The sequence below is a fragment of the Buttiauxella cochleicola genome (genome assembly GCF_021282405.1).
In the GTDB taxonomy this organism is placed as follows: Bacteria; Pseudomonadota; Gammaproteobacteria; order Enterobacterales; family Enterobacteriaceae; genus Buttiauxella; species Buttiauxella massiliensis.
This window is the reverse complement of record NZ_JAJSOU010000012.1, coordinates 1-21,134: the sequence shown is the minus strand read 5'-3', so window position 1 is coordinate 21,134 and position 21,134 is coordinate 1. Positions and strand designations below refer to the sequence as shown.

The 21,134-nt window shown below is 49.8% G+C and carries 18 protein-coding genes and 5 tRNA genes; 22 read left to right on the top strand and 1 reads right to left on the bottom strand.

What is annotated here, in order from left to right; genetic code table 11:
• Positions 1-93 precede the first annotated feature (93 nt).
• The 4 genes from surE to rpoS all read left to right on the top strand — a co-directional run bounded on the left by surE (position 94) and on the right by rpoS (position 3,919).
• A complete protein-coding gene (surE, locus tag LVQ79_RS16255) occupies positions 94-855 on the top strand; it encodes a 5'/3'-nucleotidase SurE (protein WP_232865718.1) in 762 nt (253 codons plus the stop codon).
• A complete protein-coding gene (locus LVQ79_RS16250; protein ID WP_232865717.1) occupies positions 849-1,475 on the top strand; it encodes a protein-L-isoaspartate(D-aspartate) O-methyltransferase in 627 nt (208 codons plus the stop codon). The genes surE and LVQ79_RS16250 overlap by 7 nt, the downstream gene beginning before the upstream one ends.
• Before the next feature lie 131 nt (positions 1,476-1,606).
• Positions 1,607-2,743 carry a murein hydrolase activator NlpD gene (gene nlpD, locus LVQ79_RS16245; RefSeq protein WP_232865716.1) on the top strand — a complete coding sequence of 379 codons (1,137 nt, stop codon included), beginning with the start codon at positions 1,607-1,609 and terminating at the stop codon, positions 2,741-2,743.
• A gap of 183 nt (positions 2,744-2,926) precedes the next feature.
• A complete protein-coding gene (rpoS, locus tag LVQ79_RS16240) occupies positions 2,927-3,919 on the top strand; it encodes an RNA polymerase sigma factor RpoS (RefSeq protein ID WP_151995055.1) in 993 nt (330 codons plus the stop codon).
• Between the two features lie 63 nt (positions 3,920-3,982).
• Here rpoS and mutS read toward each other — a convergent pair whose 3' ends face one another.
• A complete protein-coding gene (gene mutS / locus LVQ79_RS16235) occupies positions 3,983-6,544 on the bottom strand; it encodes a DNA mismatch repair protein MutS (RefSeq protein WP_232865715.1) in 2,562 nt (853 codons plus the stop codon).
• Positions 6,545-6,793: 249 nt separating this feature from the next.
• Between mutS and mltB the strand changes: the two genes are divergently transcribed.
• The 18 genes from mltB to luxS all read left to right on the top strand — a co-directional run bounded on the left by mltB (position 6,794) and on the right by luxS (position 20,898).
• A complete protein-coding gene (mltB, locus tag LVQ79_RS16230; RefSeq protein WP_232865714.1) occupies positions 6,794-7,867 on the top strand; it encodes a lytic murein transglycosylase B in 1,074 nt (357 codons plus the stop codon).
• Between the two features lie 254 nt (positions 7,868-8,121).
• Positions 8,122-8,814, top strand: a complete 693-nt coding sequence (locus tag LVQ79_RS16225) for a metal ABC transporter ATP-binding protein (protein ID WP_232865713.1) — start codon at positions 8,122-8,124, stop codon at positions 8,812-8,814.
• On the top strand, positions 8,811-9,695 hold the full coding sequence (locus LVQ79_RS16220; RefSeq protein ID WP_034457443.1) for a metal ABC transporter permease: 885 nt from the start codon (positions 8,811-8,813) through the stop codon (positions 9,693-9,695). The genes LVQ79_RS16225 and LVQ79_RS16220 overlap by 4 nt, the downstream gene beginning before the upstream one ends.
• Entirely contained in the window at positions 9,692-10,570 is an 879-nt protein-coding gene (locus LVQ79_RS16215; RefSeq protein ID WP_232865712.1) for a metal ABC transporter substrate-binding protein, read from the top strand. Before LVQ79_RS16220 ends, LVQ79_RS16215 begins: the two co-directional genes overlap by 4 nt.
• 128 nt (positions 10,571-10,698) lie before the next feature.
• Positions 10,699-11,208: a nicotinamide-nucleotide amidase gene (gene pncC, locus LVQ79_RS16210; RefSeq protein ID WP_232865711.1), complete on the top strand. Its 510-nt coding sequence runs from the start codon at positions 10,699-10,701 to the stop codon at positions 11,206-11,208.
• An 83-nt stretch (positions 11,209-11,291) separates the two neighbouring features.
• Complete coding sequence (recA, locus tag LVQ79_RS16205) at positions 11,292-12,356, top strand: recombinase RecA (protein ID WP_064513292.1); 1,065 nt, start codon at positions 11,292-11,294, stop codon at positions 12,354-12,356.
• A gap of 75 nt (positions 12,357-12,431) precedes the next feature.
• On the top strand, positions 12,432-12,929 hold the full coding sequence (locus LVQ79_RS16200) for a regulatory protein RecX (protein WP_232865710.1): 498 nt from the start codon (positions 12,432-12,434) through the stop codon (positions 12,927-12,929).
• A 281-nt stretch (positions 12,930-13,210) separates the two neighbouring features.
• On the top strand, positions 13,211-15,838 hold the full coding sequence (gene alaS, locus LVQ79_RS16195; RefSeq protein WP_232865709.1) for an alanine--tRNA ligase: 2,628 nt from the start codon (positions 13,211-13,213) through the stop codon (positions 15,836-15,838).
• A 249-nt stretch (positions 15,839-16,087) separates the two neighbouring features.
• Positions 16,088-16,273 (top strand): carbon storage regulator CsrA, encoded by a 186-nt coding sequence (gene csrA, locus LVQ79_RS16190; RefSeq protein ID WP_013574027.1) that lies wholly within the window; start codon positions 16,088-16,090, stop codon positions 16,271-16,273.
• Positions 16,274-16,598: 325 nt separating this feature from the next.
• Positions 16,599-16,691: transfer RNA gene (locus tag LVQ79_RS16185), tRNA-Ser, on the top strand.
• Positions 16,692-16,695: 4 nt separating this feature from the next.
• Positions 16,696-16,772, top strand: a tRNA-Arg gene (locus LVQ79_RS16180).
• 197 nt (positions 16,773-16,969) lie between these two features.
• Positions 16,970-17,046, top strand: a tRNA-Arg gene (locus LVQ79_RS16175).
• 62 nt (positions 17,047-17,108) lie between these two features.
• Positions 17,109-17,185: transfer RNA gene (locus LVQ79_RS16170), tRNA-Arg, on the top strand.
• A gap of 62 nt (positions 17,186-17,247) precedes the next feature.
• Positions 17,248-17,324, top strand: a tRNA-Arg gene (locus LVQ79_RS16165).
• A 159-nt stretch (positions 17,325-17,483) separates the two neighbouring features.
• On the top strand, positions 17,484-18,050 hold the full coding sequence (yqaB, locus tag LVQ79_RS16160; RefSeq protein WP_034457436.1) for a fructose-1-phosphate/6-phosphogluconate phosphatase: 567 nt from the start codon (positions 17,484-17,486) through the stop codon (positions 18,048-18,050).
• On the top strand, positions 18,047-18,475 hold the full coding sequence (locus LVQ79_RS16155; protein ID WP_232865708.1) for a YqaA family protein: 429 nt from the start codon (positions 18,047-18,049) through the stop codon (positions 18,473-18,475). The genes yqaB and LVQ79_RS16155 overlap by 4 nt, the downstream gene beginning before the upstream one ends.
• Before the next feature lie 195 nt (positions 18,476-18,670).
• The gene (gshA, locus tag LVQ79_RS16150; RefSeq protein WP_151995072.1) at positions 18,671-20,227 is read left to right on the top strand and encodes a glutamate--cysteine ligase; all 1,557 of its coding nucleotides are present in this window, start codon (positions 18,671-18,673) and stop codon (positions 20,225-20,227) included.
• Between the two features lie 155 nt (positions 20,228-20,382).
• Positions 20,383-20,898, top strand: coding sequence for an S-ribosylhomocysteine lyase (luxS, locus tag LVQ79_RS16145; protein ID WP_232865707.1), 516 nt, complete (start codon positions 20,383-20,385; stop codon positions 20,896-20,898).
• Positions 20,899-21,134: the final 236 nt, after the last annotated feature.

The window sequence follows — 21,134 nt, the reverse complement described above, 5'->3', positions numbered from 1 at the left end:
TAAAAAATACGCGGACAGTAAGCGTCTCATGGGACCAACGTGTGGTTTTATCTTTTTCGTATATTCATATAAAAGAAGCTTTGTAAAAAGAATATGAGAATACTTTTGAGTAACGATGACGGGGTCAACGCGCCGGGCATTCAAGTTTTGGCGGCCCGACTAAGGGAATTTGCTGAGGTGCAGGTGGTAGCCCCCGACCGTAATCGCAGTGGGGCATCAAACTCACTGACGCTCGAATCTTCATTGCGTACTTTCACTCTCGCAAACGGCGACATTTCCGTGCAAATGGGCACGCCGACTGACTGCGTCTACCTTGGCGTTAATGCCTTGATGCGCCCGGTGCCTGAAGTGGTGGTTTCCGGGATCAACGCAGGCCCAAATCTGGGTGATGACGTTATCTACTCCGGCACCGTTGCGGCGGCGATGGAAGGGCGACACTTAGGTATTCCGGCGCTGGCCGTTTCTCTTAATGGCCATGAGCATTATGAAACCGCCGCTGCGGTAACCTGCACGATTCTGCGAGCGCTGATGCGTGAGCCGCTGCGAACCGGGCGCATTTTAAATATCAATGTGCCTGATTTGCCACTTGATCAAATCAAGGGTATTCGTGTCACGCGCTGTGGTAGCCGTCATCCTTCAGATAAAGTTATTCCGCAAGAAGATCCTCGCGGTAATACCCTGTATTGGATTGGGCCTCCGGGGGACAAATTTGATGCAGGTCCGGATACCGATTTTGCCGCTGTTGATGAAGGCTATGTGTCGGTCACGCCCTTGCATGTCGACTTAACCGCCCACAGTGCTCGTGAGGTGGTTAGCCACTGGTTGAGCAAGTCAGGAGTGGATGAGCAATGGTAAGCAAACGCGTACAAACCCTTCTCGAACAGCTACGCAATCAAGGCATTAAGGACGAAAAAGTTCTTGATGCAATTGCCCAGGTGCCTCGGGAAAAATTTGTCGACGAAGCGTTTGAGCACAAAGCCTGGGAAAACACTGCATTACCCATTGGCTCAGGCCAAACCATCTCGCAGCCTTATATGGTTGCAAGAATGACCGAGTTACTTGAACTGACTCCTGAGTGCCGTGTGCTGGAAATCGGGACAGGTTCCGGGTATCAAACGGCCATTCTGGCGCACCTGGTGCATCATGTTTGTTCAGTTGAACGCATTAAAGGCCTGCAATGGCACGCAAGGCGACGTTTAAAACAACTCGATCTGCACAATATCTCAACCCGTCACGGTGATGGTTGGCAGGGCTGGCATGCGCGTAGTCCATTTGACGCTATTATTGTTACGGCAGCACCGCCGGAGATTCCCAGCGAGCTCTTAGCACAGCTGGATGAAGGCGGAATTTTAGTTCTCCCTGTAGGCGAAGATCGACAGTTTCTTAAACGGATTCGTCGCCAGAATGGGGAATTTGTCATTGATACGGTAGAAGCCGTTCGTTTTGTGCCCTTAGTGAAGGGGGAACTGGCATAACCCGGAAATATCTTGTTTTTTTCTAAGGGTTTTGGCGTAACGTAACGCGCAGCGAAATTTTGATAGCTGGCCTTAAGCGCCAGTTTTGCCGTATTTTCATACATAAGCATATGATTGTTTTTGGGGGATAAATGAGCGCGGGAAGCCCAACTTTTACTTTACGCCGTATTGCAGCGTTGTCGCTGGTTAGCCTTTGGTTAGCTGGCTGTACCAGCAATAACAGCCAGGCGCCTATTAGTTCTGTAGGTGGTAGCAGCAATGCCGGTGGCAGTTCATCTGGTGGAATGCTGATTACCCAGCCACCGAAAATGTCCACTCAAAGCCAGACTCCGCAAATTCAGCCTGTACAGCAGCAACCACAGATCCAGCCTATGCGCACTCGGCCGCAGCCCGTTGTTTCAACGCCAGTTCAAACAGAAAACGGCCGTATCGTTTATAACCGCAAGTATGGGAACATTCCGAAAGGCAGCTATGCCGGCGGCAGCACTTATACCGTTAAACGCGGCGACACTCTTTTCTATATTGCGTGGATTACCGGGAACGATTTCCGTGACTTAGCCCAGCGCAACAATGTCCCCGCCCCGTATGGCTTAGAAGTAGGTCAGACTCTGCAAGTGGGCAGCTCTTCTGGGACGCCAATCACTGGCGGAAATGCGGTCACAACGGCTGATGCCAGCGCGCAAGGCGTCGCTCCGCCACCTGTGCAAAATACCACCGCAGTGGTTGCTTCTAAACCTGTAATTACGTATTCTGAGGATTCAGGTGAACAGAGTGCTAACAAAATGTTGCCGAATAATAAAGGTACTGCGACTGTCGTCACAGCACCGGTTACGGCACCTGTGGTTAGCTCTACGACTACTGTACCAACTGCCAGCAGCACGTCCGATAGCGCGCCAATTTCAACCTGGCGCTGGCCGACTGAAGGCAAGATTATTGAGAACTTCTCTGCTACCGAAGGTGGCAATAAAGGGATCGATATCGCAGGCAGCAAAGGCCAGGCTGTTGTTGCTACCGCCTCTGGGCGAGTGGTGTATGCCGGTAACGCGCTGCGTGGTTACGGTAATCTAATCATCATTAAACACAACGATGATTACCTGAGTGCCTACGCCCATAACGATACAATGCTGGTCCGGGAACAACAAGAAATCACGGCGGGGCAGAAGATAGCTACCATGGGTAGCACCGGAACCAGTTCAACACGTTTACATTTTGAAATTCGTTACAAGGGGAAATCCGTCAACCCGCTGCGTTATTTACCGCAGCGATAAGCCGGCAAAATCCTAAGCTGCATATAGTTATTTAAGTGGTATCAAGGCGGCAACTGAGTGATTCCCCGGGAGCTTATTCAAGTAAGTGACTGGGGTGAATGAAGGTAGCCAACGCGGAGAACGCTTAAAAGACGAAGTGCAAGGTAGGTATTTTGCCCAGGGATCACGGGTAGGAGCCACCTTATGAGTCAGAATACGCTGAAAGTTAACGAGTTAAATGAAGACGCGGAATATGATGAGAATGGAGTTGAGGTCTTTGACGAAAAAGCCCTCGTAGAAGAGGAACCCAGTGATAACGACATAGCCGAAGAGGAGTTGTTGTCACAAGGTGCCACTCAGCGTGTGCTTGACGCAACTCAGCTTTATCTTGGGGAGATTGGTTATTCCCCATTATTAACAGCCGAAGAAGAGGTGTATTTTGCCCGCCGCGCACTGCGTGGTGATATCGCTTCTCGCCGACGCATGATTGAAAGTAACTTGCGTCTGGTGGTTAAGATTGCCCGTCGTTATAGCAATCGTGGTCTGGCTTTGCTGGACTTGATTGAAGAGGGGAATCTGGGGCTGATCCGTGCTGTTGAGAAGTTTGACCCAGAACGTGGGTTCCGTTTCTCAACATACGCAACATGGTGGATTCGTCAGACCATCGAACGGGCAATCATGAACCAAACCCGTACGATTCGTTTGCCGATTCATATCGTGAAAGAGCTGAACGTTTATCTGCGTACTGCTCGTGAGCTTTCCCACAAACTCGACCATGAGCCGAGTGCGGAAGAGATTGCTGAGCAACTGGATAAACCTGTTGATGATGTCAGCCGTATGCTGCGTCTCAACGAGCGCATTACTTCAGTAGACACCCCGTTGGGTGGTGACTCTGAAAAAGCGCTGCTGGACATTCTGGCTGACGAGAAAGACAACGGCCCGGAAGACACCACGCAAGACGATGATATGAAGCAGAGCATCGTGAAGTGGTTGTTTGAACTGAACGCTAAACAGCGTGAAGTGCTGGCTCGTCGTTTTGGCCTGTTAGGCTATGAAGCTGCAACACTGGAAGATGTTGGCCGTGAAATTGGTCTGACTCGTGAACGTGTTCGCCAGATTCAGGTAGAAGGTCTACGTCGTCTGCGCGAAATTTTGCAGGCTCAAGGACTCAATATCGAAGCGTTGTTCCGCGAATAATCGACTCTTCAAATAAAAAGCGGTGACTAAGGTCACCGCTTTTTTTATGGCTTTAGTCAGGTGTTACACCAGGTTTTTAAGCCGATAAATCCACTCTAGCGCCTGTCTTGGCGACAGCGAATCCGGGTCTAACGCTTCCAGAGCTTCTACCGCAGGCGAGGTTTCCTCAGCAACTGACAGCAACGACATCTGCGTACCATCGACTTGCGTGGCAGCCGTGTTATTAGAAAGCGTCTCCAGTTCGCGCAGTTTTTGACGTGCTCGTTTAATCACATCTTTTGGTACACCAGCCAGCGCCGCAACGGCCAGGCCGTAGCTTTTGCTCGCCGCACCATCTTGCACACTGTGCATAAAGGCGATGGTGTCACCGTGTTCGATAGCATCAAGATGCACGTTTGCCACACCTTCCATTTTTTCTGGCAACGTCGTCAGCTCAAAATAGTGCGTGGCAAACAGGGTCAGTGCTTTGATGCGATTAGCCAGACTTTCGGCACAGGCCCAGGCTAATGACAGACCATCGTATGTGGAAGTCCCACGACCAATTTCATCCATCAGTACCAGGCTATTCTCGGTGGCGTTATGCAAAATATTTGCCGTCTCGGTCATCTCAACCATAAAGGTTGAACGCCCGGAAGCCAGATCGTCAGCCGCGCCTACGCGTGTGAAAATACGGTCGATTGGCCCGATTTCTGCTTGCTGTGCTGGAACAAAACTACCGATGTAGGCAAGCAGTACGATCAACGCCGATTGGCGCATGTAGGTGCTTTTACCCCCCATGTTAGGGCCGGTAATAATCAACATGCGGCGTTGAGGTGCGAGACTTAGCGGGTTGGCAATAAACGGCTCGCTAAGAACTTGCTCAACGACTGGATGACGACCATCAACAACTTTAATCCCAGGTTTATCGGTCAGTTGCGGACAAGTGTAATTCAGGCTGTAAGCGCGCTCAGCAAGGTTAACCAGCACATCCAGTTCCGCCAAAGCCGTAGAACTTTGCTGCAACGCTTCAAGATGTGGCAACAGCGCATCGAACAACTGATCGTAGAGCTGTTTTTCCAGTGCAAGAGCTTTGCCTTTCGACGTGAGAACTTTGTCTTCGTACTCTTTAAGCTCAGGAATAATATAGCGCTCGGCGTTTTTCAGCGTCTGACGGCGAACATAGTGAATTGGTGCGTGGTGACTCTGGCTGCGGCTAATCTGGATGTAATAACCATGCACGCCGTTAAAACCGACTTTCAGCGTATCCAAACCGAGTTTTTCACGCTCGCGGATTTCCAGTTTATCGAGATAATCTGTCGCGCCATCAGCCAGCGCACGCCACTCGTCTAACTCTTCGTGATAACCTGGTGCAATCACGCCACCGTCGCGCACCAGCACTGGCGGGGATTCCACTACTGCGCGCTCGAGCAATTCACGCAGCTCAGTGAACTCACCCATATTTTCACGCAGTGTCTGCACATACTCTGTTGGCACATCGGCCAGCATTTCACGCAATTCAGGCAGTTGTTGGAAAGCGTGGCGCATGCGCGCTAAATCGCGTGGACGCGCAGTGCGTAGTGCCAGACGCGCCAGAATGCGTTCCAGATCGCCAACCTGACGCAGCACCGGCTGTATTTCAGCGGTACGCTCTTGTAAGGCTGCGATGGTCTGCTGGCGTTTTTGCAGCACGTCGATGTTGCGAATTGGCATGTGCAGCCAGCGTTTCAGCATGCGGCTACCCATCGGCGTGACGGTGCAGTCCAACACTGATGCGAGCGTATTTTCAAAGCCACCAGACAGGTTCTGGGTTATCTCCAGATTACGGCGCGTTGCCGCATCCATAATGATGCTGTCTTGCTGGCGGTCCATGGTGACGGAGCGAATATGCGGCAGGGAAGTGCGCTGCGTATCTTTAACGTACTGCAGCAAGCAGCCCGCGGCACACAAAGCATGATGAGCATTTTCAACACCAAAGCCAATCAAGTCGCGGGTACCAAATTGCATATTCAATTGTTGGCGTGCGGTGGATATTTCAAACTCCCACAGTGGACGACGACGCAAGCCACGGCGGCCTTCAATCAAACGCGTCTGGGCAAAATCTTCTGCATACAGCAGTTCAGCGGGATTGGTACGCTGAAGTTCGGCGGCCATGGTTTCGATATCTTCAGGCTCTGACAGACGAAAACGCCCGGAGCTGATATCAAGCGTCGCATAACCAAAGCCTTTACCGTCTTGCCAGATTGCAGCCAGCAGGTTGTCCTGGCGCTCTTGCAGCAGGGCTTCATCGCTGATGGTGCCTGGTGTAACGATACGCACGACTTTGCGCTCGACAGGCCCTTTGCTGGTGGCGGGGTCACCAATCTGTTCGCAAATGGCGGCAGATTCACCCAGATTCACAAGCTTGGCTAAATAGTTTTCGATGGCGTGATGCGGAACACCCGCCATTGGAATCGGTTCGCCCGCAGATGCACCACGTTTAGTCAGAGAGATATCGAGTAGTTGCGACGCACGTTTTGCATCGTCATAAAACAACTCGTAAAAGTCACCCATGCGATAGAACAACAGGATCTCAGGATGCTGAGCTTTCAGGCGCAGATACTGCTGCATCATGGGGGTGTGGGCGTCTAAATTTTCCGTTGTACTCATAGTTTTTCTTTTTTAATCCATTGAATTAAAAGTTAATTGTGATTTTTTATTATTGTTAGTGTTCACATTATCTCATGAAGCTGATTTGTCGTGAAAAGCTTCGCTATTACACCACATAACTCTGCGATCACACATTGCCAAAAGGCAGGAAAACTTCGCGCCGTCTCGCAGAGTCTGTTACTACCACTGTGATTTTGATTTACCATAAGTAATACACATTCGTCGTTAGCTATATGGATATCCCAACACATGCGTTACTCCGTCGCGTTACTTCCGCTTATTGTTTTGCTCGCCGCTTGTAGCAGTAAACCGAAAACAGAAACACAGCCTCAACAAACCGGCACGCCTACTGGGGGGTTCTTGTTGCAACCGCAGCATGATGTGTTTATGCAGACGGGGGATTTTGCTAACAATCCAGAAGCTGAGAAATTCATCGATAAAATGGTGAATAAGCATGGTTTTGACCGCCAGCAATTGCACGAAGTGCTTTCTCAGGCCAAACGACTGGATTACGTTTTGCGTTTAATGGACCAGCAGGCACCGACTACTGCACCACCAGCAGGTCCAAACGGTGCATGGCTGCGCTATCGCGGCAAATTTATTACCCCTGATAATGTGCAAAATGGTGTCGCGTTCTGGAATCAATATGAAGACACTCTAAAACGCGCCTTCCAGGTTTATGGCGTGCCGCCAGAAATTATTGTTGGCATTATTGGTGTTGAAACACGTTGGGGCCGTGTGATGGGGAAAACACGGATTGTCGACGCACTTGCTACGCTCTCGTTTGCCTATCCTCGCCGTGCGCAATACTTCTCTGGCGAACTGGAAACCTTCCTGTTGATGGCGCGTAACGAAGGCGATGACCCGCTGGCATTGAAAGGTTCATTCGCTGGGGCGATGGGCTACGGCCAGTTTATGCCTTCGGCCTTTAAAGAATATGCGGTGGATTTCAATGGTGACGGCCATGTAAACCTGTGGGACCCGGAAGATGCTATCGGCAGTGTGGCGAACTACTTCAAAGGCCATGGCTGGGTGAAAGGTGATTTGGTTGCGGTTCCTGCCAACGGCCAGGTGCCGGGGCTTGCGAATGGTTTTAAAACTAAATATTCCGTATCCGCGCTGGCTGAGTCTGGTTTAAGCCCAACCGCTTCTCTGGGCAACCACCAGGAGGCAAGCTTGTTGCGCCTGGATGTGGGCGATAGCTACCAGTACTGGTACGGTTTGCCGAACTTCTACACCATCACTCGTTATAACCACAGCACGCATTATGCGATGGCGGTCTGGCAACTCGGTCAGGCAGTGGCACTGGCTCGCGTTCAATAATCTTCACCCCCGTCTTATTCTGAGGCGGGGTTAGCTTCCCAGATTGTTATGAAGGTTTTTCCTGATCGTCGATCAGGAATTTACATAGCATTCGATTTGGTTTATGTTATGTTATAACAAATCAAATTCAGTGGTTTTCCTGCAATGCTTCCTATACGGACACTATTCACAGTGGCTGCGCCTGTCCGATTTTGCGCGGTCTTAATTCTGCTGGCTGGGTTATGGCTGGCTATTAGCTGGGCGATTGCACTGCCATGATCTCGCTAAATCAATTAGTGCTGGGCTACCAGGGAAAGGCCGTAACACCGCCATTAACCGGCCATATTGTGAAAGGCAGTATGACCGCCATCATAGGTGCCAATGGCACAGGGAAATCGACCCTTCTCAAGACGATCCTGAAGTTACAGTCACCCGTATCTGGGCAATTGTCTTTTACTGAGGGGCGTCCACGTATTGCATGGCTGCCACAACTTGCAGAAATGGAAAGGCAGTTTCCTACCACGGTTTACGATGTGGTTTGCATGGGAGCATGGCCCGCTCGAGGTCTGTTTTCCTCGTTGAATCGCCAAATCCGTCTGCGAGTAGCCGATGCCATTGAGCGTGTTGGTCTTACTACATTGAGCAAGCAACCCATCGAAACGCTTTCCGGCGGCCAGTTTCAAAGAATGCTGTTTGCACGCCTGCTGGTACAAAACGCGCCATTAGTATTGCTTGATGAGCCATTTACCGGCGTTGACTCACAAACCAGTGATTTTTTGATGACGCTTATCTGTCAGATGCATCAGGCGGGCCAGACAGTGATGGCAGTGCTGCACGATAACGAGCTCGTTAGCAGACACTTCCCTCAGGTTCTGTTGCTTACGCAAGACCATTTCCATTGGGGCGATACCGCTGAAGTACTGCCCCATTACTGCAAATCAAGTATCAATCTGGCGTTATCCGCATGATTTATCACTTCTTCTTTGAACCGTTTATTGCTTACGGTTTTATGCGACGCGCACTCGTCGCCTGTCTTGCACTATCGATAAGCACAGCCCCACTGGGGATCTTTTTACTTTTACGACGTATGAGTCTGGTGGGCGATGCGCTGTCTCACGCCATTTTGCCTGGCGTTGCTGTGGGGTATTTACTGGCGGGTATGTCGTTGGTTGCGATGGGGATTGGTGGCTTTGTTGCGGGTGTGCTGGTGGCGCTAATTTCAGGACTTGTCAGTTCACGCACCAATCTTAAAGAGGATGCCAGTTTTGCCGGTTTTTATCTTGGCTCGCTGGCGTTGGGGGTCACGCTGATTTCATTACGTGGTTCCAGTGTTGATCTACTTCATCTTCTATTTGGTTCCATTCTGGCGGTGGATAGCCAGTCAACAATCTTTGTTGGCGTGATAGCCAGCGTGACGTTGCTTATTCTGGCCGGTTTATATCGTGGACTGGTGATGGAAACTTTCGACCGCAGCTTTTTACAGGTCAATAATCGCCTGGCTCCTCATCTTATTCACGGTGTATTTCTCGCGTTATTGGTTCTCAATTTAGTCGCCGGGTTTCAAATCCTCGGAACCCTAATGTCTGTCGGTCTAATGATGCTTCCCGCTGTTTCGGCACGCTGCTGGGCGAAAACACTACCAGGGGCGATGTTCATCGCTATTGTCTGCGGTTTGTTGTCGGCCTGGATTGGGCTTGCATGGTCTTTTGCCGCCGCATTACCAGCGGGCCCTGCCATTGTTCTTACGGCAAGCGTCGGCTTCTTTATCTCGATTCTTTTTGGTTCGCGCAGCGGGCTGGTTCGTAGCCTTTGTCGAGGCTTGATAACAACAAGCAAGGGGATTAAATGAAACGTTTTGGGATGATGGTGTCATTGGTGTTGGCGTGCTCAAGCCAGGCTGCGTTGGCGAAAAACCTCAATGTGGTTGCCAGTTTTACCGTGTTGGCAGATATGGCAAAACAAGTAGGTGGTGAGCATGTCACGGTGAAAAGTCTGGTGGGGCCAGATGGCGACCCACATAGCTTTGAACCGTCACCGCAAGACAGCGTGGCGTTAAGCAAAGCAGATGTGGTTATCGTAAGCGGGCTGGGAATGGAAGGGTGGATGGACCGGCTGGTCAGCGCATCAGGCTATAAAGGCAAGGTGATTGTTGCCTCCGAAGGTATTTCTACGCGCAAGATGATCGATGACGGTAAACAAATTACCGATCCTCACGCCTGGAATAGCGCTGAAAATGGCGCAATCTACGCACAAAATATTACCAGGGCGCTGGTGGCTGCGGACCCGGAAGATGCAGCGGCAATCAACGACAGTGGTTCTGAGTATGTTACACGCCTCAAACTGCTCGATAGTTGGGCAAAGACGCGCTTTGAAGCTATTCCGAAATCAAAGCGTAAAGTGCTCACCAGCCATGATGCATTTGGCTACTTTGGCCAGGAGTATGGCGTGACTTTCATGGCGCCAGTGGGCTTCTCGACCGAAGCGGAAGCTAATGCCAGTGACGTTGCTGGGCTAATTAAGCAGCTCAAAGAACAACACATCAAAACTTACTTTATAGAAAATCAGACTGACCCTCGATTGGTAAAACAAATTGCCGCTGCGAGTGATGCCCAACCGGGTGGCGAACTATATCCAGAAGCGTTATCAGCCGCAAACGGGCCAGCCAGCACTTACGAGATGGCGTTCAAGCACAATGTGGATACTATCGCTAACAGCATGAAGTGATTTAACCGGCCAGCATTCGCTGGCCGTTCTTTTTTCTGGAAGTGCCTCGAGTTATCTAATGTAATCCTCTGCAATAGCGGTTAAGTGCTATCGTGTAGCCCTGCGCTATGTCTACAATCGGAGCCAACATGACAGATAAAACATTGCGTCAATTAAGTCACCAGGTCGGCGAAGCACTCGGGCGTATCGGCGCGACCATTACCACGGCAGAATCCTGCACCGGTGGCTGGATTGCGAAAGTGATTACTGATGTTTCAGGCAGTTCCGCCTGGTTTGAACGCGGTTTTGTTACCTACAGTAATGAGGCTAAGCACCAAATGATTGGTGTTGATAGCGGAACGCTGGAAACTCATGGTGCAGTTAGCGAAGCCGTGGTGCGTGAAATGGCACAAGGTGCGCTTTATGCGGCCGCTGCGGATTACGCGGTTGCTGTCAGTGGTATTGCCGGGCCAAATGGCGGTAGTGAAGAAAAACCTGTCGGAACGGTGTGGTTTGGCTTCGCTTCAAAACTTAATGGTACCATCGCCAACTGCCAGATTTTTGCGGGTGACCGTGATGCCGTTCGACGCCAGGCCACTGAATATGCGCTGCAAACCCTGTGGGAAGAATTTCTCAAAAATAAGCTTGATACTGTATGACCATACAGTATAATTGGCACAACAAAACAGCATAGTAAGCAGCGTGGCACATCCGTGTATCACCCTGCATGACAGGAGTAAAAATGGCTATCGACGAAAACAAACAGAAGGCGTTAGCGGCAGCACTTGGCCAAATTGAAAAACAGTTTGGTAAAGGCTCCATCATGCGTCTGGGTGAAGACCGTACCATGGATGTGGAAACGATCTCTACCGGTTCACTTTCACTGGATATTGCGCTTGGTGCCGGTGGCTTACCAATGGGCCGTATTGTTGAAATTTACGGGCCAGAATCTTCTGGTAAAACGACGCTGACTTTGCAAGTTATCGCCGCCGCTCAACGTGAAGGTAAAACGTGTGCGTTTATCGATGCCGAGCACGCTCTGGACCCGATTTACGCTAAGAAACTGGGCGTAGATATCGACAACCTGCTTTGTTCACAGCCAGACACTGGCGAACAAGCGTTGGAAATCTGTGATGCGCTGGCACGTTCCGGTGCAGTAGACGTACTGGTTGTTGACTCCGTTGCCGCTCTGACGCCGAAAGCTGAAATTGAAGGCGAAATCGGTGACTCTCATATGGGCCTCGCGGCACGTATGATGAGCCAGGCAATGCGTAAACTGGCAGGTAACCTTAAGCAATCCAACACCTTGCTTATCTTCATCAACCAGATTCGTATGAAAATTGGTGTGATGTTCGGTAACCCAGAAACCACTACTGGTGGTAACGCGCTGAAGTTCTACGCTTCTGTACGTCTGGATATTCGTCGCATTGGTGCGGTGAAAGATGGCGATAACGTGGTGGGTAGTGAAACTCGCGTTAAAGTGGTGAAAAACAAAATTGCTGCACCATTTAAACAAGCTGAATTCCAGATCATGTACGGTGAAGGTATCAACTTCTACGGCGAGCTGGTTGACTTAGGCGTGAAGCACAAGCTGATCGAAAAAGCCGGTGCCTGGTACAGCTACAACGGTGAGAAGATTGGCCAGGGCAAATCAAACTCCAGTAACTTCCTGAAAGAAAACAAGCCAATGGCTGCTGAAATCGAGAAGAAACTGCGTGATATGCTGCTGAATAATCCAGATGGTACACCAGACTTTGTTGCTGATGACCACGACAAAGACGTTGCTGAATCCAAAGAAGACTTCTAAATCCCATAAGGGCTGCTACGGCAGCCCTTATTTGTTTCAGCCTTACTCCATTTTCTTTTAAACAGGTTATCCGCTATGCCTGCCGAATCTACTTCCCGCCGCAGTCCTTATTCCCGCTTATTAGACAAAGCCACTCGTATCCTGGCGATGCGCGATCACAGTGAACAAGAACTTCGCCGTAAACTCGCGACACAGCCTACGTTTCCCGGAAAACCAAGAGCTGAAGAAGATCCGTTCACGCCTGAAGATATCGAAAAAGTCATTGCCTGGTGTTATGAACACCGCTGGTTGGACGATGCTCAATTTGCCTCACGTTTTATCGCAAGCCGCAGCCGCAAAGGTTATGGCCCGCAACGTATCCGCCAGGAATTGCAGGGCAAAGGTATCGCGCGTGATCTGAGCGAAGCCGCAATGGAAAATTGCGAAATAGACTGGCAAGAGATGGCTCGAGACATTGCCGAGCGAAAATTTGGCGAGCAACTTCCGACAGAATGGAAAGAGCGAGCTAAAGTGCAGCGTTATCTTCAGTATCGTGGCTTCTTTATGGAAGACATCCAGGCTGTTTATTCTTGATATACCCTTCATACTTAAAGTTGCCTCGGCGTTAGCTTCACCCGAATCACTTACTGGAGTAAGCTCATCGGGATTTTCTCGCTTGCCGCCTTGACGCAACTTTAATTATTTTGGGTATAAAAACCGAAATTTTTCCGATTAGGCATACACGGGATTTTACTTCCCTCATAAGAAAACTTATCTTATTCCCACTTTTTCCAGGTAAACAGGTCAAGACCAAAGCAACAAAATTGGCTATGACCGGTTTGCTAACTCCTCGTTAGCTTGATTTCAGGATAATTATGAGCAAGAGCACCGCTGAGATCCGTCAGGCGTTTCTCGATTTTTTCCATAGTAAAGGTCACCAGGTTGTAGCGAGCAGCTCCCTGGTTCCGAATAACGATCCTACTTTGCTGTTTACTAATGCCGGGATGAACCAGTTCAAGGATGTCTTCCTTGGTCTCGACAAACGTAATTATTCCCGTGCCACAACGTCCCAACGTTGTGTCCGCGCGGGTGGTAAACACAACGATCTGGAAAACGTCGGTTACACCGCCCGTCACCACACGTTTTTTGAAATGCTGGGTAACTTCAGCTTCGGTGACTATTTCAAACATGATGCCATTAACTATGCCTGGGAATTATTGACCGGCGAGCAGTGGTTTAATCTGCCAAAAGATCGTTTGTGGGTCACGGTATACGAGACTGACGACGAAGCGTTTGAAATCTGGGAAAAAGAAGTTGGCGTTCCACGCGAGCGTATTATCCGCATTGGCGATAATAAAGGCGGGGCTTACGCATCTGACAACTTCTGGCAGATGGGTGACACCGGCCCTTGCGGCCCATGCACCGAAATCTTCTTTGACCATGGCGACCACATTTGGGGCGGCCCTCCGGGCAGTGCTGAAGAAGATGGCGATCGTTATATCGAGATCTGGAACCTGGTCTTCATGCAGTTCAACCGTCAGCAGGACGGCACTATGTTGCCGCTTCCTAAGCCGTCAGTTGATACCGGTATGGGTCTGGAGCGTATTGCCGCTGTTCTGCAACACGTTAACTCCAACTATGAAATCGACCTGTTCAGCAAGCTGATTCAGTCCGTTGCCAAAGTGACGGGTGCAACCGATCTCACCAGCAAATCGCTGCGTGTTATTGCTGACCATATTCGTTCTTGCGCATTCCTGGTTGCGGATGGCGTGACGCCGTCGAACGAAGGCCGTGGCTATGTGCTGCGTCGTATCGTCCGTCGTGCAATTCGTCATGGCAACATGTTGGGCGCGAAAGAGACCTTCTTCTATAAACTGGTTGGCCCATTGGTTGAAGTCATGGGTGCGGCTGGCGAAGAACTGCAACGCCAGCAGGCGCTGGTTGAACAGGTTCTGAAAACCGAAGAAGAACAATTTGCTCGTACGCTTGAGCGTGGCCTGGCGTTGTTAGATGAAGAACTGGCTAACCTGAAAGGCGACACTTTGGATGGCGAAACTGCTTTCCGTCTGTACGACACCTACGGTTTCCCGGTCGACCTGACAGCCGACGTTTGCCGTGAACGTAATCTCAAAGTTGACGAAGCGGGCTTTGAAGCCGCGATGGAAGAACAACGTCGTCGTGCACGTGAGTCCAGTGGTTTTGGCGCTGACTACAACAGCATGATTCGCGTAGATTCGGCTTCTGAGTTTAAAGGTTACGATCACACTGATTTGACCGCTAAAGTCACCGCGCTGTTTGTTGACGGCAAAGCCGTAGAGCAAATTACTGCTGGGCAAGAAGCGGTTGTGGTGCTCAACGAGACTCCATTCTATGCAGAATCTGGCGGCCAGGTTGGCGACAAAGGCGCGATTAAAGCGAACGGCGTAGATTTTGCTGTCAGCGATACGCAGAAATATGGTCAGGCCATCGGCCATCTCGGCAAGCTCGTCTCGGGTGTTGTGAAAGTGGGCGACAGCGTAAAAGCTGAAGTTGATGAAGCGCGTCGTTCACGCATTCGTCTGAACCACTCCGCCACTCACTTGCTGCACGCTGCATTGCGCCAGGTTCTGGGCACTCACGTTGCGCAGAAAGGTTCTCTGGTAAATGACAAAGGTCTGCGTTTTGACTTCTCCCATTTTGAAGGGATGAAGCCAAGTGAAGTGCGCGCGGTAGAAGATATCGTCAACGCCCAGATTCGTCGTAATTTGCCAATCGAAACCAACGTCATGGATCTGGAAGCGGCTAAAGCTAAAGGTGCAATGGCGCTGTTTGGCGAGAAATATGACGACCACGTGCGTGTTCTGAGCATGGGTGATTTCTCAACCGAACTGTGTGGTGGCATTCACGCGAGCCGTACTGGTGATATTGGCCTATTCCGTATTGTTGCGGAATCCGGTACTGCTGCGGGCGTACGTCGTATCGAAGCTGTGACAGGTGAAGGTGCGTTGGCAAATCTTCATGCGCAGAGCGAACAACTACAGGATATTGCTCAACTGCTTAAAGGTGACAGCCAGAACCTGAACGAGAAAGTGCGTTCGGTACTGGAGCGTACTCGTCAGCTCGAAAAAGAGTTGCAGCAGTTGAAAGAACAGCAGGCTGTGCAGGAGAGTGCACACCTTTCCAGCAAAGCTGTCGATGTAAAAGGCGTGAAACTCCTCGTGAGTGAGCTCGCCAACGTCGAACCGAAGATGTTGCGTACTATGGTTGATGATCTGAAAAATCAGCTGGGTTCGGCAATCATCGTTCTGGCGACGGTATCAGAAGGTAAAGTTTCTCTGATTGTGGGTGTCTCTAAAGATGTGACCGACCGTGTGAAAGCGGGGGAGCTGATTGGGGTTATCGCTCAGCAAGTCGGAGGCAAAGGGGGCGGTCGTCCAGATATGGCTCAGGCAGGTGGTACAGACACGGCTGCATTGCCTGGTGCTCTGGCCGGTGTTGAAGCCTGGGTCGCGGCTAAGCTCTAAGTAAAAAAATAAAGTGCAGACAGACGCCATAACTCATTCAGGTTATGGCGTCTTCTTAATCTGCACACACTCAATAATGATAAAGTCAGGTTAAAGTTGCGTATATCGGCTAGACTTAGTCATAACAGAAGGTAATGTCGTGGTCATTGACAGTTTATGTGTTTGTCACCACTTACTTTTTGGCGTATATGATGGAGAATGCCGGGATACAGAGAGACCCGACTCTTTTAATCTTTCAAGGAGCAAAGAATGCTGATTCTAACTCGTCGAGTTGGTGAGACCCTCATGATTGGGGATGAGGTGACCGTGACAGTGCTTGGGGTAAAAGGTAACCAGGTTCGTATTGGTGTTAATGCCCCTAAGGAAGTTTCTGTTCACCGTGAAGAGATCTACCAACGTATCCAGGCTGAAAAATCGCAACAAACGAGTTACTAAAGTTACTGCGTCTCGCTAATCACTAGCGAGACGCTTCCTTTAGCGCACCATTTTCTTCGCTTTATCACGCAATACTCCCTTCATTTCTCGATATCACCATAATTTCTTATTCATCCCGAACGCTTTCATTTATCTATTATCCTTATACTGCCTGTTGATAAAACACTCTTTTTGCTGTCAATTCGTCCTGATTGTGCGTGAAGTGTGCAATTGATTATTAGTTGGGAAAAATTGTTTGACTTATAAGTGCAGGAAAGTAATATGTGCGCCACGCAGTGCCGATGAGCAGAAACAAGTTCAACGGTACACCTCGAAAGAGGCGTGTGGTGAGGTGGCCGAGAGGCTGAAGGCGCTCCCCTGCTAAGGGAGTATGCGGTCAAAAGCTGCATCCGGGGTTCGAATCCCCGCCTCACCGCCATTTTGCACCCATAGCTCAGCTGGATAGAGTACTCGGCTACGAACCGAGCGGTCGGAAGTTCGAATCTTCCTGGGTGCACCATTCTTCCTACTACCATTTTGCGCCGGTAGTGTTCCAAAGAAAGTTAATTTCTTAAGGATCGACAGGGAGAGAAACGTTGCTTTAGCAACGGCCCGTTTGGGCGAGCACCGAGAGTAACTCTCCGGATGCACCATCTAGTTTGATGTTGTTTAGAACAACAAACAGCATTAAGTCAGCAGTAAAAGAAGTAATCCTGTGCACCCATAGCTCAGCTGGATAGAGTACTCGGCTACGAACCGAGCGGTCGGAAGTTCGAATCTTCCTGGGTGCACCATTCTTCTTCGATGTTGTGGTAAGTTCAACGACATTGAATCAGTAGTAAAGTAATACCCCGATGCACCCATAGCTCAGCTGGATAGAGTACTCGGCTACGAACCGAGCGGTCGGAAGTTCGAATCTTCCTGGGTGCACCATTCTTCTTCGATGTTGTAGTAAGTTCAACGACATTGAATCAGCAGTAAAGTAATACCCCGATGCACCCATAGCTCAGCTGGATAGAGTACTCGGCTACGAACCGAGCGGTCGGAAGTTCGAATCTTCCTGGGTGCACCATATTTCCCCAAGTTTTACCTCCTGAATTTCAAAAAAATCCCCTGTAACGCCATATTTACCCATTAGTCACCTTCTGAACTATCTCAATTACAAATAAGCGACAATATTATTGGTTTACGATAAAGTAACGCCTCAATATTGAGTGATGTGAGGGATGAGATGTACGAACGTTACGAAGGTCTAATTTTCGATATGGACGGAACCATCCTCGATACCGAACCTACACATCGCAAGGCGTGGCGTGAGACGCTGGCAGGCTATGGCATGCAATTCGATGAACAAGCAATGGTTGCGTTGAATGGTTCACCTACCTGGCGTATTGCACAGGCAATTATCGAACTCAATCGTGCAGATCTTGACCCTCATCGCCTGGCGCAAGAAAAGACGCAAGCTGTGAGAGCTATGCTTCTTGATACGGTGCGCCCACTTCCCCTCATTGATGTTGTCAAATCCTGGCATGGGCGTCGCCCTATGGCTGTAGGTACGGGCAGTGAAAGCGATATCGCCGAAGCGCTGCTCAACCATTTAGGCTTACGGCAGTATTTCTCAGCTGTTGTTGCCGCAGACCATGTCAAAAATCACAAACCCGCTCCCGATACTTTTTTGCTGTGCGCTGAATTAATGGGCGTCGCACCAAATAAATGTGTGGTGTTTGAAGATGCAGATTTTGGCCTGGAAGCTGCAAGAGCGGCGGGAATGGATGGCGTGGACGTCCGTTTGCTGTGAGTGAAGGACTATCACTTTTTTCATTATTTACCAGTAGCTTTCTAAGCGCTACGTTATTGCCAGGAAGTTCCGAAGTGGTGCTGGTAGCACTATTAGTTGCAGGCTCTGGCCCAACCTGGTTACTCATCTTAATAGCAACAATGGGTAATAGCCTTGGTGGCTTAACTAACGTTATTCTGGGGCGCTTTTTTCCATTGCGGGAACAATCGCGCTGGCATGGGAAAGCAACTGGCTGGCTGGTACGTTTCGGCCCGGCAACATTATTACTCAGTTGGATGCCGTTAGTTGGCGATCTACTGTGCCTGTTAGCTGGCTTATTACGAATGAGCTGGGGACCGGTAATCTTTTTTTTATGCCTTGGTAAAGCGCTTCGCTATATCGTTGTAGCGGCTGCAACGGTACAGGGCATCGCGTGGTGGCACTAATTGCATGGACTGAAATACCCGTTATCTTTCAAGCTGCAGGTGTGTTGGCTGCACTCGCAAACCTCTGTCACTTACTTAAGTAAGCTCAAGAGGATTTGCTCTTTTGCCGCCTTCCTGCAACTCGAAATCTAAAGGGTATTATTATCGCCATCTCTTATGCTTAATAAAAATGAATTCGACAGGCGGGAGGTCAATTTGATCCCGAACGTATCACAGGCGCTGGCCTGGCTGGAACAGCATCCTCAGGCAGTTAAAGGTATTTGTCGTGGTCTTGAGCGTGAAACGCTGCGAGTCACACCAGATGGTCAGTTGGCAACAACAGGCCACCCGGAAAGCCTTGGTTCAGCGCTGACACACAAATGGATTACTACTGATTTCGCGGAAGCGCTACTGGAGTTTATTACTCCAGTTGATGGTGATATCGACCATATGCTGACATTCATGCGCGATCTCCATCGCCATACAGCCCGTGAACTGGGTGATGAGCGTATGTGGCCGCTTAGCATGCCGTGTTATATCAACGATGGTCAGAATATCGAGCTGGCGCAGTATGGCTCGTCCAACAACGGGCGTTTTAAAACGTTATACCGTGAAGGTTTGAAAAACCGTTACGGTGCGTTGATGCAGACTATTTCGGGCGTGCACTACAACTTTTCGCTGCCGCTAGAGTTCTGGAAGGCGCGTCTGGGTGTTGAAGATGCTGAAAGCGGCAAGGAAGCGATTTCCGCCGGGTACTTCCGCCTGATTCGTAACTATTACCGTTTTGGCTGGGTTATCCCATATTTGTTCGGGGCATCGCCGGCGATTTGCTCCTCCTTCCTACAAGGGAAAGAGAGCGCACTGCCATTTGAAAAGACCGAATGTGGCATGAATTACCTGCCATATGCGACTTCATTGCGACTGAGCGACCTGGGCTACACCAATAAATCCCAGAGTAACCTTGGTATTACGTTTAACAATCTGGAGACTTATGTCGCCGGGTTGAAGCGTGCGATTAAAACGCCATCGGAAGAGTATGCGCAGATGGGCGTTGAGAAAGATGGCAAGCGCCTTCAGATCAACACCAACGTACTGCAAATTGAAAATGAACTCTATGCACCTATTCGCCCTAAACGCGTTACAGGGCCTGGCGAGTCGCCTTCTGATGCGCTAATGCGCGGCGGGATTGAATATATTGAAGTGCGTTCACTTGATATTAATCCGTTCTCACCAATTGGTGTTGATGAGCAGCAGGTTCGTTTCCTCGACCTGTTCATGATTTGGTGTGTGCTGGCTGACGCGCCTGAAATGAGCAGCGACGAATTGCTTTGCACCCGCACAAACTGGAATCGTGTGATTCTGGAAGGGCGCAAGCCGGGCCTGACGCTGGGTATCGGTTGTGAAACTGCTCAGCATCCGTTGGCTAAAGTGGGCAAAGATTTGTTCACAGATTTACGCCGTGTTGCCGAAACGCTCGATGGCATCGCCGGGAATAGTGAATATCAGGATGTGTGTGACCAACTGGTTGCCTGCTTCGACGATCCAGAATTAACGTACTCAGCACGTATTCTGCGGTCTATGATTGATAATGGTATCGGCGGTACAGGTCTTGCCCTTGCTGAGCAATATCGTCAGATTTTGGTACAAGAGCCGCTGGAGATTTTGACCGAAGACGTGTTGCAGAAAGAACATGATGCTTCATGGCAGCGCCAGCGAGATATCGAAGCCAGTGATACCGAGCCGTTTGATGTGTGGCTTGAGAAACACGCTTAGTAGAAAAGAAAAAGGCCACAATCAGTGTGGCCAAAATATACATCTCTGAATCAGGGATGATGATAACAAATGCGCGTCTTTCATATACTCAGAGTAGTGTGAGAAAGAATGGTTCATTTTATTTTTAAAAAAAATCACTTATCGGAGGTGATCAGATGCCGTTGTTGGATAGCTTCACAGTTGACCATACCCGCATGGGCGCACCAGCAGTGCGTGTAGCGAAAACGATGCATACGCCTCATGGCGATACTATCACTGTATTTGATCTGCGTTTTTGCATCCCGAACAAGGAAGTGATGCCAGAAAAAGGGATTCATACTCTTGAACACCTGTTTGCTGGTTTTATGCGTGACCACCTGAATGGGAATGGCGTAGAGATTATTGATATTTCGCCAATGGGCTGCCGTACGGGCTTCTACATGAGCTTGATTGGTGTACCTGAAGAGACTCGCGTTGCTGATGCATGGAAAGCGGCAATGGAAGATGTGTTGAAGGTGAAAGAGCAAAACCAGATCCCTGAGCTGAATGTTTACCAGTGTGGCACTTACCACATGCACTCGCTGGAAGAAGCACAGGATATCGCCCGTCATATCCTTGAGCATGGCGTAAGCGTAAACAGCAATGAAGAGTTGGCTCTGCCGAAAGAGACACTCAAAGAGCTGCATATCTAGTTCTGATTAGGCGTAAGCGCCAATAGCAAAAAGGGGCCAATCGGCCTAATGCTGATCGTTTAAGGATCAGTTGACCGATCCGGTGGCTCGTGTAAAAAGGGTTCATGCACAACATGGACCCTTTTTAAATGGAACTTTCACAAGCTCTCGGTATTATCAATCTCACTGCCCCCGATGAAGTTCAAAGCCTCGCTGACCTCCTGTCTCCTGACCTCATTCAGCAAGCTTTTTCTCTC